The sequence below is a fragment of the Victivallis vadensis genome, from assembly GCF_003096415.1.
GTDB lineage: Bacteria > Verrucomicrobiota > Lentisphaeria > Victivallales > Victivallaceae > Victivallis > Victivallis vadensis.
Genome location: NZ_QEKH01000004.1, coordinates 21,368 through 35,484 on the forward strand (window position 1 = coordinate 21,368; position 14,117 = coordinate 35,484).

12 protein-coding genes and 1 tRNA gene are annotated in these 14,117 nt (G+C 49.5%); 3 read left to right on the forward strand and 10 right to left on the reverse strand.

Features of this window, described 5'->3' with window-relative positions; genetic code table 11:
• Positions 1 to 42: 42 nt before the first annotated feature.
• On the reverse strand, positions 43 to 483 hold the full coding sequence (locus C8D82_RS20535) for a hypothetical protein (RefSeq protein ID WP_133245041.1): 441 nt from the start codon (positions 481 to 483) through the stop codon (positions 43 to 45).
• Between the two features lie 230 nt (positions 484 to 713).
• Here C8D82_RS20535 and C8D82_RS03415 point away from each other — a divergent pair, with 230 nt between their 5' ends.
• Both C8D82_RS03415 and C8D82_RS03420 read left to right on the forward strand, forming a co-directional pair.
• Positions 714 to 2,087, forward strand: coding sequence for a tyrosine-type recombinase/integrase (locus C8D82_RS03415; RefSeq protein ID WP_116882870.1), 1,374 nt, complete (start codon positions 714 to 716; stop codon positions 2,085 to 2,087).
• A gap of 250 nt (positions 2,088 to 2,337) precedes the next feature.
• Positions 2,338 to 2,526, forward strand: a complete 189-nt coding sequence (locus C8D82_RS03420; protein WP_116882871.1) for a hypothetical protein — start codon at positions 2,338 to 2,340, stop codon at positions 2,524 to 2,526.
• Positions 2,527 to 2,634: 108 nt separating this feature from the next.
• Here the strand turns inward: C8D82_RS03420 and C8D82_RS03425 are convergent, their stop codons facing one another.
• The 4 genes from C8D82_RS03425 to rsmI form a co-directional block, all read right to left on the reverse strand.
• Positions 2,635 to 3,600, reverse strand: coding sequence for an amidoligase family protein (locus C8D82_RS03425; protein ID WP_207776060.1), 966 nt, complete (start codon positions 3,598 to 3,600; stop codon positions 2,635 to 2,637).
• A 530-nt stretch (positions 3,601 to 4,130) separates the two neighbouring features.
• Positions 4,131 to 5,972: an nSTAND3 domain-containing NTPase gene (locus tag C8D82_RS03430; protein WP_133245042.1), complete on the reverse strand. Its 1,842-nt coding sequence runs from the start codon at positions 5,970 to 5,972 to the stop codon at positions 4,131 to 4,133.
• 180 nt (positions 5,973 to 6,152) lie between these two features.
• A tRNA-Asn gene (locus C8D82_RS03435) sits at positions 6,153 to 6,227 on the reverse strand.
• Between the two features lie 73 nt (positions 6,228 to 6,300).
• The gene (rsmI, locus tag C8D82_RS03440) at positions 6,301 to 7,041 is read right to left on the reverse strand and encodes a 16S rRNA (cytidine(1402)-2'-O)-methyltransferase (protein ID WP_207776061.1); all 741 of its coding nucleotides are present in this window, start codon (positions 7,039 to 7,041) and stop codon (positions 6,301 to 6,303) included.
• Between the two features lie 52 nt (positions 7,042 to 7,093).
• Here rsmI and C8D82_RS03445 point away from each other — a divergent pair, with 52 nt between their 5' ends.
• The gene (locus tag C8D82_RS03445; protein ID WP_116882874.1) at positions 7,094 to 7,819 is read left to right on the forward strand and encodes a pseudouridine synthase; all 726 of its coding nucleotides are present in this window, start codon (positions 7,094 to 7,096) and stop codon (positions 7,817 to 7,819) included.
• Positions 7,820 to 7,821: 2 nt separating this feature from the next.
• Here C8D82_RS03445 and C8D82_RS03450 read toward each other — a convergent pair whose 3' ends face one another.
• The 5 genes from C8D82_RS03450 to C8D82_RS03470 are packed head-to-tail and all read right to left on the reverse strand — an operon-like array spanning position 7,822 to position 14,066.
• Positions 7,822 to 8,472: a hypothetical protein gene (locus C8D82_RS03450; protein WP_116882875.1), complete on the reverse strand. Its 651-nt coding sequence runs from the start codon at positions 8,470 to 8,472 to the stop codon at positions 7,822 to 7,824.
• On the reverse strand, positions 8,469 to 9,821 hold the full coding sequence (locus C8D82_RS03455) for a hemolysin family protein (protein WP_116882876.1): 1,353 nt from the start codon (positions 9,819 to 9,821) through the stop codon (positions 8,469 to 8,471). Before C8D82_RS03455 ends, C8D82_RS03450 begins: the two co-directional genes overlap by 4 nt.
• Before the next feature lie 11 nt (positions 9,822 to 9,832).
• Positions 9,833 to 11,449 (reverse strand): hypothetical protein, encoded by a 1,617-nt coding sequence (locus C8D82_RS03460; RefSeq protein ID WP_133245043.1) that lies wholly within the window; start codon positions 11,447 to 11,449, stop codon positions 9,833 to 9,835.
• On the reverse strand, positions 11,446 to 12,879 hold the full coding sequence (locus C8D82_RS03465) for a hypothetical protein (RefSeq protein ID WP_116882878.1): 1,434 nt from the start codon (positions 12,877 to 12,879) through the stop codon (positions 11,446 to 11,448). Before C8D82_RS03465 ends, C8D82_RS03460 begins: the two co-directional genes overlap by 4 nt.
• Positions 12,876 to 14,066 (reverse strand): ABC transporter ATP-binding protein, encoded by a 1,191-nt coding sequence (locus C8D82_RS03470; protein ID WP_116882879.1) that lies wholly within the window; start codon positions 14,064 to 14,066, stop codon positions 12,876 to 12,878. The genes C8D82_RS03465 and C8D82_RS03470 overlap by 4 nt, the downstream gene beginning before the upstream one ends.
• Between the last annotated feature and the right edge of the window lie 51 nt (positions 14,067 to 14,117).

Here is a 14,117-nt window from a genome sequence, read left to right on the forward strand (position 1 = left end):
CAGCAGGCTGGACCGAATCCCCCCCCACTCTTCCTCAACGCCTCATTCATGCCGTTCAGTGCAGATGTCGAATGTATCGTGATTTTCGGTAATCCGGATGACCGGCCCGACGAAACCGGCGCCGCCCGGCATCCGCGCCATCCGGGAAATCTCCCTCCCAGCAAGGTCTGGTAGCCGTTTTCCCACAGCCGCCCTAGCGAGCTGAAGCTTTTTGCCACGCAGACTGCGCGCCGCCCAATTGGAACGATACTGGTATCGATGTATCAATGCGGCCAATTCCTCTTTCTTGGCCGCCGACAGATGCGGGGGATCCGGATTATTCAGGAACATTAAACACGCAGGCCTCGATATCCCCGCCAGCTCGCCACTATTTTCTGTATTATTGACATGGATATTTCCCCCGGTATCAAGATGTATTTCAAACGGTTCGAGGATTTCTTCAATCCTCAAGGAGGAGAGTTTTCCGTGCTTTTTTTCCACCACTCAATCGCCTGAGCCGCAATCGATTATGGCAAAACGAAAAAAATTCCAAGACATTTTCCTGTAAGCGTGATTTAATATAAATCACAACTCTTTGATTGTCAATAAAATAAAATGGCTCCGGCAGCTGGATTCGAACCAGCGACCAAGTGGTTAACAGCATTGTCTTTTGAGCAGAAAAAGCACTCATTGTTAGCTAATCGTTAGTTGGCGTTTAGAATGATGGTGCGGAAATGGCAAAAGATCGGCGATTAAAAGGAACTGGAACGATTTTTAAAAGGAATGGCAAATTTGTTCATCAGTATTCCGATATTGACGGAAAGGTAAAAACAATCACGTTGAAAGATGAATGCGGTAAGCCTGTAACGCTCAGAGCGAAAGCTGATGCAATCGTAGCGGAGTTGACCAGAGAACGGCAGAAAATCGAATTTATTGAAAATCGGCTTGAGTATATGGCTCAAGTTGCCGGAAGCAGGAAAATCATTCAACGCTCCAGAATCAAATTGTCCGAATTATGGGAAACGTATCTTCGCAACCCCAATCGTCCTGACAGTGGCAGGCTGACCCTAAAACGGAATGAATTGTACTGCCGAAAGTTTCTCTCTTTTTTGGAGGAGAAAAAGATTGATTCAATTGATGATATAACTTTCGATACCGCCGCAACATTCATGACGAATTTATGGAGCACAGGAATCTCTCCGAAAACCTATAACTATTACTTGCAAACCTTGAAATTGGTCTTCAAAACCTTACTTCAGGACGATTCCCCTTTCAGGAACATAAAAGCTAAAACAGCCACAACCGAAAGCAGAAAACCTTTTACGCCGGAACAGGTAAGTGCTATTTTCAAAACCTTGGATGACGAAAACTACCATATTCTCCACAAACCGCAAATGCGAATCCTCTTTCTTCTGGGGCTGTGCTTCGGATTGAGAATGCATGATGCCGCATGCTTTCGCTGGGACTATATACAAGGCGATGGCACGGTCAAATTCAAGGCGAGGAAAACAATAAAAACCATGAAACAGTATATTGTGCTTCCGATACCGTCGATTCTGGAGGAACAATTCAAAATTGCGGAAACGTGGAAACGTAATGAATACATACTGCCCGATGTTGCGGAACGGTATGGCTACAATAGTTCGGGGATCAGCACTGATGTAGACAAACTCTTACGTTCGGCAGGAATACAAACCAAAGAACAGCCTGTTGAAACCCGGAGAATGTTCTACATAAATTCTCAAGGCGAGACGAAACAACGTCGGATCGGACGGTATTCTTTTCATTCGTTCCGGCATACATTCTGTACGATTGCGGCGAGTTCAGGAAAAGATTTATCGCTGATCAGATCCATTGTCGGACACAGCAATGTCGCTATGACGGAACATTATACGCATTATACTCTTGAAGCCAAGAAGAGTGTAATCGAGTCGATTCCTTTAGCTGTCATGACAAATTCTCCAAGGATCAGCGCAGAAATTCCCTTGATAACGGCATTTCAACAAGCGGACACAGAAGCTCTTGCCAAGGTAATTAACTATTTGGAAAGGAACTTGTCGGATAAGCAGAAAAGAGAAATCTTAGAGTTACTGGTAGAATCATTCTAAGTATGAGCAAAGTGCAATGTAATTTTTATTATGTTCCTATGTGTGAATTATTTTTATAAAAATTTGATTTTTGAAAATATAATACTATATTATTTAGTGTGTTATAATTAATATGACACAAAAAAAGTAATTCACAGAGCACAAGGGGTGCTCTGAACAACCACACCGAATTGCTTATCGCCTCGGCGGTAGCATTGGTATATTTGTTCAGAGTGCCCTTTTTTTGTGCTCTCAAACAGGAGAGTAATAAATGGAAAATAAAAATAGTAAATTTTGTTGGATTTGTTTCAAACTCATCGCCGAAAACGAAAAAGTCGCTTATGGAGTCGGTAATGACATGATCTGTTGCATGGATTGTTTCAGTCAGTTGGAACCTATGAAGGAAGACTATGAGGAATGGATGAATGACAACTTGGCAGAAATTTTAGAGTCGGCATAAAAGTTTGAATTCTTATCCGCTTGAACCGGTGGATACACAAACAGCAAAGAAAAGAGTGGAATACCTATAGATATTCTTAAGGTAAACCACTCTTTTTTATTGAGAATATCAGTCCAAGCGGCAATATTCGGATACCTTGAGGATTTGATCTCTGACCGTTCTTGTGGCGATTCCGATTTCTCTGGCTATTTCAGCTTCTGAGTAGCCTTGAAAATGGAGGTTGAGAACTTCATTTTCAAGGAAATGGATATGACATTCCGGCAGATCAAGTTTCAATAGATTGACTACCTGCGGAATGTTGACCAAGGCGATTACATGGTATTCGGCATCGGAATGTTCTCTGATACAGCCACGCATGATGGCTTGATATAAATCACGCTCAAGGCAGTATTGAATATAGGATTTGACCTTTCCGGCGTGAAGCGTAGCCTCAAACCACCGAAATTCTACCGTTCCCCTGTAAAACAAACTATGAAAGTTGACACCATGATAGCGGGAATTGTGGTAATGCTGGAGCCTTGCTTCATCCGTATTTGATTGCTGATACCATAAACAACTTAATTGATGTAAATTTTTAGGACGGTATTTGTTCACATCATTGATAAAAGATTCCTCTGTGGGACGGGTATAGGTTTCCAAACGTCCTTGCGATATGTTCAGCGAATGCAGAATCAAGGGTTCCTGCTTATACACAATTTTTGCCAAGTTGCCAAGTTGCCGACCGTCAAGCGTACTTGCGTCAACATGTACATGAATCCCGCAACTGGAATTAACCCGACCTCCCGCCTTACGAATCGCTCTGACGATATTCTGTAATACCGGAACGTCATCGGGATAGGTAAGAATGGGGCTCACGACTTCCGCATTGCTGCGACCGATACTTGCATCGGAAACGGCTTTCCATTGCCGACCGTCGGGAGCTGTGCAGCGCCATTTATCATAGCTTCCTCCTTCATGCTCTACAGTCCCCCCAATGACACTCTGAATCGCCTCTGCGGTGTCTTTCCTGTTCAGATTTACGGTTTCAATTTCGATTCCGAAGTGCATTCCGGTAAGTTGCGCTCTTTCGTCCATTTTTACCTCTTGTTTTTTGTGCAACTCGTTTATTTTCTAATGCTTAAGATAGATCCAAAACAAGAAAAATCAAGCCTAAAAACAGATAATTTTATTAGTATTATTTCTATTTTTATCGATAATAATATACAAAAAACGATCCAGTTTTAGGAGTTAAAAAAGACAGAAAATGGATCAGATCGAAAGAATTGGAAAACGAAGAAATGAAAGGATTTCAGAATGGAATAATGGAGCCGTTTTGATGCATCTTCGGAGGGCGGAAAGAATCCGATGATTCATAGGAAATGGATCAAGAATGCGTCGCCTACTAGGCAAAATCTTAATTTTAGATAATTTACCAGCTTAAGTCGGAGGAATTTTTTTAGAAAATTTTCAAATTTGAAATCTGAAACATTATGAAAAAATACAAAACAAAGAACAGACAACAGTTACTCCAGAAATGCTAACACAAGCACATGATGATCCCTGGCGATGAGCCTTAAGAATAAAAGCGTAGGAAGTTGCTTTTTTGTAAAAAGCAATTTAAATCATTAAGAGTCATCACGATAAAAAATACTTTCTATCTCATTATCAATAATTTTTTCCTCATCTTTCTTTTCTCTTATATACTCCTCATAATCGAAAGTGTCTGAATCCTTATTGATATATTCCATTGCAGAAACATTTGAAGCACATTCTCCAATATCAATGCAGTCTGCTGGCAAATCATTTTCTTCTAAAAAGACAGTAATATTTTTTTCTAATTCATAATCAAAATCACTTTCTTTAATAGGGCAACCATATGAGTCCGTAGTATCAATTTCTTGTGCAATCTCACTTGCTTTTTCTTGCATATTACGCTCTACGGCTCTGAAAAAATCTTCTGGATATGTTGCTTTTTGGGTAAGGATTATTTGGTTCAGAATCAAGGTTGCCTCGAGACTTTGACAATGTTCTGATATATAAGCAATATAATCATCATCAGAAAAGCATGATAAGTCCAATTCCAAGTTGTGATTAACAAACCATTCAATGGTACTTAAAAAATATTCCGCATTTTCAGTATCAATATTAAAAAAATCAAATCCTTGAATATAGCGAATAATGCGCTCGGTGTTTATACTGGTTTTATTAGTTAAAATAAAATAGCAAAACTGAAAAATGTAGTCGGCGGTATATGCTTCTCTTTGAAAATTGGCAAATATCTGTTCTGAAACCGAATTCCAAATCTCGTTGAACCGATATTTGGAGTTACCTAAAGATAAAAACAGTGTCAACGACTGTATTGTTTTTAACGCCATAAGCGGATATAAAACGTGTTGAATGTCATCAAGGTATTTTGATAGCAAATAATCACCAATTGAAGGATTAAATAGTGAGTAAGTTATTGTTTTCCTTGAAATATCTATATTCTTATTGAGCACTGCTCGTATAGCGACTCTAATATTAATGAAAAATTCCTGCTGAGAATTAGACATAAGTAAATGTGGTAATTTAAGCTTAATATATTCAAAAGCATTTCGTAGGATATTTTCCGCACATTCTGATTTATTCCAAAAGACAAGGATAACAAGGAAGCGCTGCAATTCTGTCAACTGGATAGAAAAAGAGTTTTCCCAAATATTTGCAGGTTCTTTTAATGATTTATCAATGAATGCGACATAAGAATTTGGCGTTATTTTCTGATCATTTTCTACTTTAAAAGAATCCGTTATATAGGAAATCAATCGAGGATTATAATTCTCATGATGAACGATGGAAAGGTATTTCTTGTTATCATAAATTTTATCAATGAACTCCTTCTTCAATAAGGAGTGAAAAACATGACTGTAAAAAATTTTCGCTTTAGTAGTAAGTGACAGATTTTCAAGTTTCACTTCATATTCATTACGGCGTATATTCCCATCTTGAAAAATCTGTGATAAAACAAATCCTCGATTGATAATATGGGTCCTGGACGTTAAAATAAAGCGTTTATTATCTGCATTTCTTACTCGATTGATAAAAGCCATGATATGGGTATCAAGATTTTTTTCTATCGCTTCAAGGTAATTTTTCCCTAAAAAATCATCAAAGTAAAAAAGTTGCTTCTTTTCGTTTTTCCAAACGGCTTCTATTTCGGCAATATTATTGTATATTATATAAAACTCAAAATCTTGTTGTACTACATAATTTATTGCTAACAAGCGTGCCAGAGTCGTCTTGCCGATTCCAGGGGCACCCGTTAGAATCGCTGTGTGTGTTTCTTTTAAACGATTCAAGGCATTATTAAAATCATCAGTCAAAATATATTTTGGTGAATCTCTGATTATTGTTTCAAGTTCGGACTGGCTTCGCCCAATAATAGCATTGTTTAATATCTTATCCAGAACGGCAGTACTGGTAAACCACAACTTATAGTGCTTTTTTAAGATATAGCGTGGCTGATAAAACTTGAAATGACGCAAAGAGCGGTTAATTTATTGTTAGGCTATCGTTAGTTTATCCAATGGGAAGAACGGTATTTCTCCTTAAGTGCGATTTCATCAAAAAAAGAGACTTGAGCTGAATAAGTCGGAAAAAAGGCAAAAAAATGGCTCCGGCAGCTGGATTCGAACCAGCGACCAAGTGGTTAACAGCCACCTACTCTACCGCTGAGCTATGCCGGAGCGTTTCAATGCTTCTTAATATAATCACCATTGCTTAAAAGGCAAGGCGTCACGCTAAAAAAAATCAACTTTTTTAGCAGCTTTCCTCCTCAATATCCTGCCCATCCGCCTCTTTCCCTGCGTAAACTCCAATCACGAATTCACCGCGCCAATCCCGCACCCCCGCCAAGGCCGCCAATTCCGCCGCTGTTCCACGAATGACTTCCTCGTGCAATTTGGTTGCCTCGCGAATCACCGCCACCTGCGCCCCCGGCCCTACAATTTCAGAAATCTCCGGCAGCGTTTTGGCAATCCGGTGTGGAGACTCGAAGAAAAATACCGTTTTCCCCTCATGCCGGATTTCCTCGAAAAATTTTCGGCGACGACCGGACTTCACCGGGGGAAACGCCAGAAACGCAAATTTATCCACCGGCAGAGCGGACGCAGTCGCCGCAAAGGTCAATGCCGAAACTCCGGGAATGACCTCCGGACGAATTCCGGCTCTTACCGCTTCACGTACCAGAAAGAACCCCGGATCGGCAATCGAAGGCGTTCCGGCATCCGATACCGAGGCTACCTTCAATCCATTCCGGATCTGCTCAATCAGGCCGGCCGTTTTCCGGTGCTCGTTGAACGCATGAAAACTCTCCAGCTTCGTATGAATATCAAAATGCGTCAACAACTGCCGGGTATGCCGGGTATCTTCCGCTGCGATCAGGTCGACGCTTTTCAGGACATTCAGCGCCCGAAGCGTGATATCTTCCAAATTGCCGATCGGCGTACTGACCAGATAAAGTTTACCGCCGCAATCACTCATTTGTACTTCATTATTCATTGCAAAAATCCACTCCGGGGTGTAAACTATAAAAAACAACGAGGCAGCTATCTTGGAAAACGACAACCGCGAACGTCTGGTTAAAATTTTAAGTGCCGCCGGGATCGCCTCCCGGCGCGGCGCCGGAGACCTGATCAAGGCCGGCCGCGTTACCGTCAACGGCGAAACCGTATTCGAACCGGGATTCCGGGTCGCCCCCGGCGACCGGGTCGAATATGACGGCGTCCCCGTTCTCGCCGAAGAGCGCAAAGTCTATATCATGCTCAACAAGCCGCGCGGCTATGTATGCACCAACGCCGATCCGCACGCCGACCTCAAGGCGGTCGACCTGATCCGGCTCACCCCTCCGCTGCGCCTCTTCTCAGCGGGAAGGCTCGACAAAGACAGCGAAGGGCTGATTCTGTTCTCCAACGACGGCGATTATGTGGCACGCCTCACCCATCCCCGCCATGAAATCCTCAAAGTCTATCAGGTCCGCGTCCGCCGCGAATTCAAACCGGCGGAACTCGAACAGATGCGCCGGGGGGTGCTTGAACGCGGCGAACTCCTGAAAGTCCACGCAGTTTCCCGCTGCGGCGACTGCACTTATCTCATCACCCTGAACGAGGGGAAAAACCGGGAAATCCGCCGCCTGACCGCCGCGCTCGGTTCCCCGACCCGCCGTTTGAAGCGCCTCCAGATCGGCGCGCTCCGGCTCGGCGGCCTGCCCGTCGGCAACTGGCGGGAACTTACTCCGGCAGAGATCGCACTTACGCTCCGAAGCGGCGAGCAGCCATAAACTTATTTCCGCTCAGCCTTCTCCGGTTCCGCAGTCTGTGCCGATTCTTTCGCGGCAGGTTCGACCAGTTCCTCCGCTTCAAGCGGTTCTTCCGGGCGCGCCGGCTCCACCACAGGCTGCGCCAGCAGTTCATCCAGCTCCCGGCCGCGCTCGGCCAGGAGTTTGCGAACCTCCGCCCGGTCCTTCAGGAACAGCGCCTGCACCTTCACATCTTCCCGGTAATAGGTTTCTCCGCGAAGCGGCACGACCTCATCTCCAAAGGTATTGATCGAAACCGGCTCTCCATCCGGCCCGAATGAAATCGGCGTCAGGTCGGTGTTCGGCCCGTTGAAAACATCTTCACTGGCCTGATAGGTGCCGACCTTCACTTTCTTCACACCGGTAATCACCACGGCATCCGCACCGCAGGCCCGCGCTTTCCGGAGCAGCAGCTCCTGAATATCGTAGGTGTCGATGCCATCCGGGCCATCCACCGTCGCCCGGCCGATGATCTGATATTTGCCGGGCGGAACCATGCTCCGATTCACATAATAATCGACGCTCTGCGATTCGGGAGTCGGCGCGAACTCCTGCCCGACATAATCGAAACTCATGCAGCCGCTCAACACTCCGGCAAGCAGCAGGGCCAACGCCCCGGTCACTATTTTTTTCACGGTACTTGTTCTCCCGGATTTTCCTCTTTCAACCGCTTCAGATTAAATTCCCACACCTGGCCGCGCCGGATCTTGCGGACGTAGAACTCCGCATTCCGGTGTCGCAGCACATCGCCGACTTTCGGCGGACGCTTCAGCATCCGAGCCAGCCAGACGGAAACCGGCTCCGCCCGACGCGGCAGGTTCAGATGCGTATCGCGCGCCAGCAGCGTCATCGGCACGCCGCCGCCCACCACCCAGAAAAATTCACTCGGCGAATAGAACGTGCGCGGCAGCGGGTCGAATTCGTCATCCAGATCCCCCAGCAGTTCCTCGACGATGTCCTCCAGCGTCACCAGCCCGAGCGTCTGCCCGGAATCCGGATCGCGCACGATCGTCATATGACAATGCTGCGAAGCGAAACGCTCCAAAAGCTCCGAAGCGGTGTCGTCCGGCTCCGCAACCGCGATCGGCCGCAGGATATCCGTCAGGCTCACCGCCCCCGGATGCGCCCGGAAAGTCGCCACCAGTTCCTTGAAATTCACATAGCCGAGCACCTTGTTGCGGTTGCCGTGTTCACAGACCGGATAACGGGTGTGAAAATCGTTGCCCACCGAATTGATCGCATCGGTCACCGACTGATCCGACGACAGGAAAGAGATATTCTCCGCCGGCAGCATCACCACCCGGGCCGTCCGTTCCGACAAGCGCGGCACCGCCTTGATGATCCGCTCCTGCCGGGTTGAAATCACCTGGCTGCTGCGCGCCAGCGCCGCCAATGCGGAGATTTCATCCGCCGTGCTCGGCTGTTCCGGCCGGCGCCGCTCGAACGGCCGGTTGATCAGGTGGGTCAGCTTGATCAACGGCAGAAACAACACAACCGCGACTTGAAGCGGCCGGGCCGCATACTGCATCACTTTGCGGTTGAACCTTACCCCCAGCGTCTTCGGCAGAATCTCCGTATACTGCACCATCAGCAGTGTGAAAACCAGCGAAAACACCCACATATACTGACTGCCGAAAGTCTTATCCAGACTGCCGCCGGCCACGGCCGCGCCGATGGTGTGAGCCGCGGTATTGATAATCAGAATCACCGCGATCGGCTTGTCGATATCCTTTTTCAGCGCCTGACAGATTTTTCCGGCCTGCGGCGACTTCTGCCGCAGCTCCGCCAGCTGGCTCGGAGTAAGGCTCAAAATCGCCGCCTCCATCAAGGAACATAAATTGGACAGAATCATCGCCGCTGCGATGCTTCCGAAAAAAATAAACCACGCCTCCAAAGTTTGTCTCTCTTTCGTCCCTGCCGGACACTGATTGAACGGGCGAATCAGAAAAACAGCCGCCGGTCCCGTTGCCGGCGGCGTTTCCATCTTCCCGATTGTTATTTTTCTTCTGCCGAATTCTTCTTTTCCGCCGCAGCCTCAGCCTGTTCCGCCGCGACCTTCGCCTTCAGAATTTCGACCATCGCCGGCGGAAACACCTTGATGCACTGTTCCACCACCGCTTTTTTCATATCCGCATAGGGCAGCAGCTTGGTCCGCTCCTCACGCCCCAGATCCGCGGCATATTTCGTATAAATATAACGCGCAATCCGTTCATTTGCAACCGCGGCATCCTGATCATTGTACACCATATAGTTGATACTGCGGAAGATCAACCCGGAAATGACTTCACTCGCCTTCTTCACCGCCGCATCGCGCACGTCTTCCAGCCACTGATCCATCACGAAGCTCTCCAGCGACTGCCGGTGGCTTCCCGGCTCTTCCTTGCGCAGCAGTTCGTAATACTCGGCCGATTTCGAGAATTTGCCGTAATTATACAGAATCGTGATCGCTTCCTTCATGAAGTTGATCTTGGCGCTGCGGAAAGTCGAATAGCTGTTGCCTTTCTCGAACGTCTTCTGCGCCTCGGTAAACGTCTCGTAGACGGCGTCCACCAGAGCCAGATTCGGCACGATCATCACGCTTTCGAATTTCTGCTCGTCGATCAGCAGCAGCCTGCCCGCCCGGAAAGCCTCGTACAGCGACTGGGTGATCACCCGCTGGCAATTCAGGTCGACATGCCCCGGAGTCCGTTTAAGCCCCATCGTCGCCCAGTAAATCGCCTGCGACTCCGGCACGCGCCAATCCATCATACCGTACTTCTCGTTGATCTCGACAATCACCTTGGAATCCAGCTTCAACTGCTCGTACAGATACTGCGCCCGGAAATAGTCCGTCAATGCCGCCAGCAACTTCTCATCATCCGCCAGCCGGTTCCGGATTCCCGCCGGAAGCGCGGCGGGCGAGACCGACTTGAACGCCTGATAGACGGCCTGATAATCAGCCAGACCGGCCGCCTGCGCCGCTTTCCAGAAACGGTGCCCTTCCGGATAGGCTTTCATGAACGCTTTTTCGTTTTCCGGCGCTTCGGCCATCCCTTTCCAGTCCGGTTCACCGCCGACAATGCCGATCATCTGGATCGCCAGCTGATTCTTGTAGTACAGATTCGCGTCGTCCATGATGTTGCCGAGCTTGTGCTGGAAAATCCAAGCCAGCTCCTTGTACAGGACCGGATCCTCCGGGTTGTACTCGATCGCCTGGTCGCGAATCAGCTTGATCCCTTCGTTGACCCAGCGCCACCGGTCGGCGAAACTGGAGCAGGTCACCGAGATATTATACGCCATGTTCCAGGCCAGATAAGCAGTCGCACCGGAAAATGTCGGCTGCAGATCCGTGATCCAGCGCGCCAGCTGCACCATTTCAAAGTAATTCCCTTTTTCCTGCAACGCGCCGGCGCGCAGCCACAGCAGGTCGGCCACAAGGCCGCGGAAGCTGCCCAGCGCCACCGTGGTGAAAACCACCACGGGAGGAGCGTTTTTGATCTGGCCGGTAAAACGCAGGTTATGTTCAGCCACCTGACTGTCGAGCCGGTTCTCGATCCGGTTGATGCCGAACAACAGCACCAGCGTCACCAGCACCAGCACAAAATACATCGTAATTGTACGGAATTTATTCATTTGCGTATCACCAACCCCAGTTCACGACGCCAGTAAAAGAAGATGCCCAGTGCGAAAAGCGGCAGAGCCCGGCACAGGAAATAGAACCAGAAAAGTTTCCAGATCAACGCCAGTTCGATGATCTCGCCGCTCGCGACGATCCCGGTCACCTCAAATGCCTGAAGCGGAATCACCACCACCAGCAGCAACTTGGCGATAAACTGTCCGATCTGGTCCGCCGCTCCGCTCACGTACGACAAACCGGTCATATAAACCGCGAAGCTGCCGAACAGCAAATAGGAGATCACCACAAATACCGCCGTAGGCATCGTCAGGAAGCCGCCGAACGCGCACCCCAGCCCGGAGAGGATCAGCAGTTCCATCGCAATCACCAGAATCGCACGCATATAGTTCTCGAAGAAACCGGCCACCTCAATCAGCAGCTTCGGCCCGTCCGTCAGCTGGAAAAACTGACTGCCCTGGGCATCGTCGGCATTGGTGTAACGGAAGACCACCTGATGATCCGGCGTGATCACCTTCACACCGGCCGGAATCGTCTTTTCATGAAATTCACCGGACATCACCTGCTCCGGATATTCGGCCATCGGTACGAAATATACTTCATATCCGGCCTTGGCGTTCTGATCGAATACACTGTTCCCTCCCGCGGACGGATTCTGCAACTGCGGCATGCCGATCTCCCACCAGACGCGGGTCATGCGCTGCCCCTCGGTGGCGACTTTCCCGATATAGGGACGGTAACGCAGGAACATCGGCTTGCCGGTGTCGGGAATATACGGAAAAACCCAGGTACGCGGCTGCCCGTAATGGGCCTGCGTATCCTGCGAAATCACCTCCCGGCGCGCATCGCGCAGCAGATTGTCCTGCGCTTCCGGACTGCGGTCCACAGCAATGCCGCGCTGTTCGCGCTCCTTGATCCGCTGCGTGACCAGCCGCCGGCTCTGCTCGTCATAATCGGGACGGTACGGCCAGAACACCCGCCGCCCCACCAGTACTTCATTGCGGATCTTTTCCCGCTCTTTTTCCGGGAAGTTCTGCTGATTGTACTTGGCCATGATGATGAAATAGATCGCCAAAGCCGAAACCAGCAGCAAAAACAAATGCAATATATTGATGCCGACCCATTTGGCCAGCCAGATCTTCACGCGCGACACCGGTTTGGTGACCACCATGTGAAGCTGGTAGTTGTCAATATCCTGCGCCATCACAAAGCAGCCGAGCCAGATGGAAGAGAGTGCCAGAATCGTGCTGACCGCCGACAGGCTGTACAACAGGGAAATCCGGATAAAGCCCCCCGCCGTCCCGTCCCCGCTGATCGTGGACGGAATCAGCACTACGCACAACAGCAGCAGGAACAGCAGCAGCTGAAAAAGGTGCGAGCGGACCGCGTTCCGCAAAGTCAGTTTTACGATTGCCCAGAATGGTTTCATTTGCGATTACCCAGCAGGTCGTTGAGTTTGGCATTCGCCTCTTCCAACTTCTTATTCTCTTGTTCCGCCTTCTTTTCCGCGACAGGCTCTTCCGCTGCGGCAGGAGCGGCTTTCGGTTCTTCCGTCAGAGCCTCCAGTGTTCTGGAAACTTCCTGAACGGTCGGCCTGGCCGGTTCCGCCGCAACTTCGACAACCGCTTCCGGCGGAGGCGGCGGCGGAGCCACCTCCTGCACCAGCTGTTCAAGGATGGCGGATTTCTCATCCCCCTGCGTCAGATAATCGGCAATCCTGCCGCCGCCCACCACTCCGGCGGTTTCCACGCTGTCGGATTTGGCGCGTGCGATCACGTCGAGGAAAAACTCCTCCAGACTGCGCCGCGGATGGTCGACCGTAAAGTCCTCCCCATGCAGGTTTTCACGCAGAATCGCCAGAACCTTTTCCATCGCTGCCGGAGGCAACGCCGGAGTCACGATCCGGTTTTCATCCGTGACGGTCAACAGATCGTTGAGACAGCCTGTCGCGCGAACCTTGCCGCCGTACAGGATGATGACCCGGTCGCAGACATCCTCGATATCGCTCAGAAGATGGCTGGTGATCACCACGGTTTTACCGCGCTTCTTCAGCGCCAGAATCAGATCCTTGACCTCCTTGCAACCCAATGGATCGAGTCCGCTGGTCGGCTCGTCCAGAATCAGGAACGCGGGGTCGTTGATCATCGCCTGCGCCAATCCAATCCGGCGCGCCATCCCCTTGGAAAACTCTCCGACCCGGCGGTGGCGGGCATGCGACATCCCGACCATATCCAGCAGCTGGTCGATCCGGTTCCTGCGGTCCGCCCGGGAAAGGCTGAACAGCGAACCGAAGAAATCCAGCGTCTCCTCCGCCGTCAGGTATTTGTACAGGTAGGAATCCTCCGGCAGATACCCGATTTCGCGTTTGGTTTCCACCGCGCGCGGGGAACGCCCCAGCACGGTAAGCCGTCCTCCGGTCGGATAAAGCAACCCCAGCAGCATCTTCACTGTGGTCGACTTGCCCGATCCGTTCGGCCCCAGCAGACCGACGACTTCCCCCTGCCCGATCTCGAAATCGATATCGTTCACGGCTTTCGCCTTCGGCCGCCCCCAGAAATCCCGAAACACCTTGGTCAAGCCCACCGCTCTGACAATTGGTTCGCGCTGTTCCGCCATCTTATTTCAAAGTCCTCACTCTGTATGATTTCCAGCCGCGCCGCCCGGCGC

Excerpts from the sequence above, each read along its gene's own strand:
- C8D82_RS03415 (WP_116882870.1), top strand. The coding sequence starts at position 714 with ATGGCAAAAGATCGGCGATTAAAAGGAACTGGAACGATTTTTAAAAGG.
- C8D82_RS03420 (WP_116882871.1), top strand. The coding sequence starts at position 2,338 with ATGGAAAATAAAAATAGTAAATTTTGTTGGATTTGTTTCAAACTCATC.
- C8D82_RS03425 (WP_207776060.1), bottom strand. The coding sequence starts at position 3,600 with ATGGACGAAAGAGCGCAACTTACCGGAATGCACTTCGGAATCGAAATT.
- rsmI (WP_207776061.1), bottom strand. The coding sequence starts at position 7,041 with ATGAATAATGAAGTACAAATGAGTGATTGCGGCGGTAAACTTTATCTG.
- C8D82_RS03455 (WP_116882876.1), bottom strand. The coding sequence starts at position 9,821 with ATGGAAACGCCGCCGGCAACGGGACCGGCGGCTGTTTTTCTGATTCGC.
- C8D82_RS03460 (WP_133245043.1), bottom strand. The coding sequence starts at position 11,449 with ATGAATAAATTCCGTACAATTACGATGTATTTTGTGCTGGTGCTGGTG.
- C8D82_RS03465 (WP_116882878.1), bottom strand. The coding sequence starts at position 12,879 with ATGAAACCATTCTGGGCAATCGTAAAACTGACTTTGCGGAACGCGGTC.
- C8D82_RS03470 (WP_116882879.1), bottom strand. The coding sequence starts at position 14,066 with ATGGCGGAACAGCGCGAACCAATTGTCAGAGCGGTGGGCTTGACCAAG.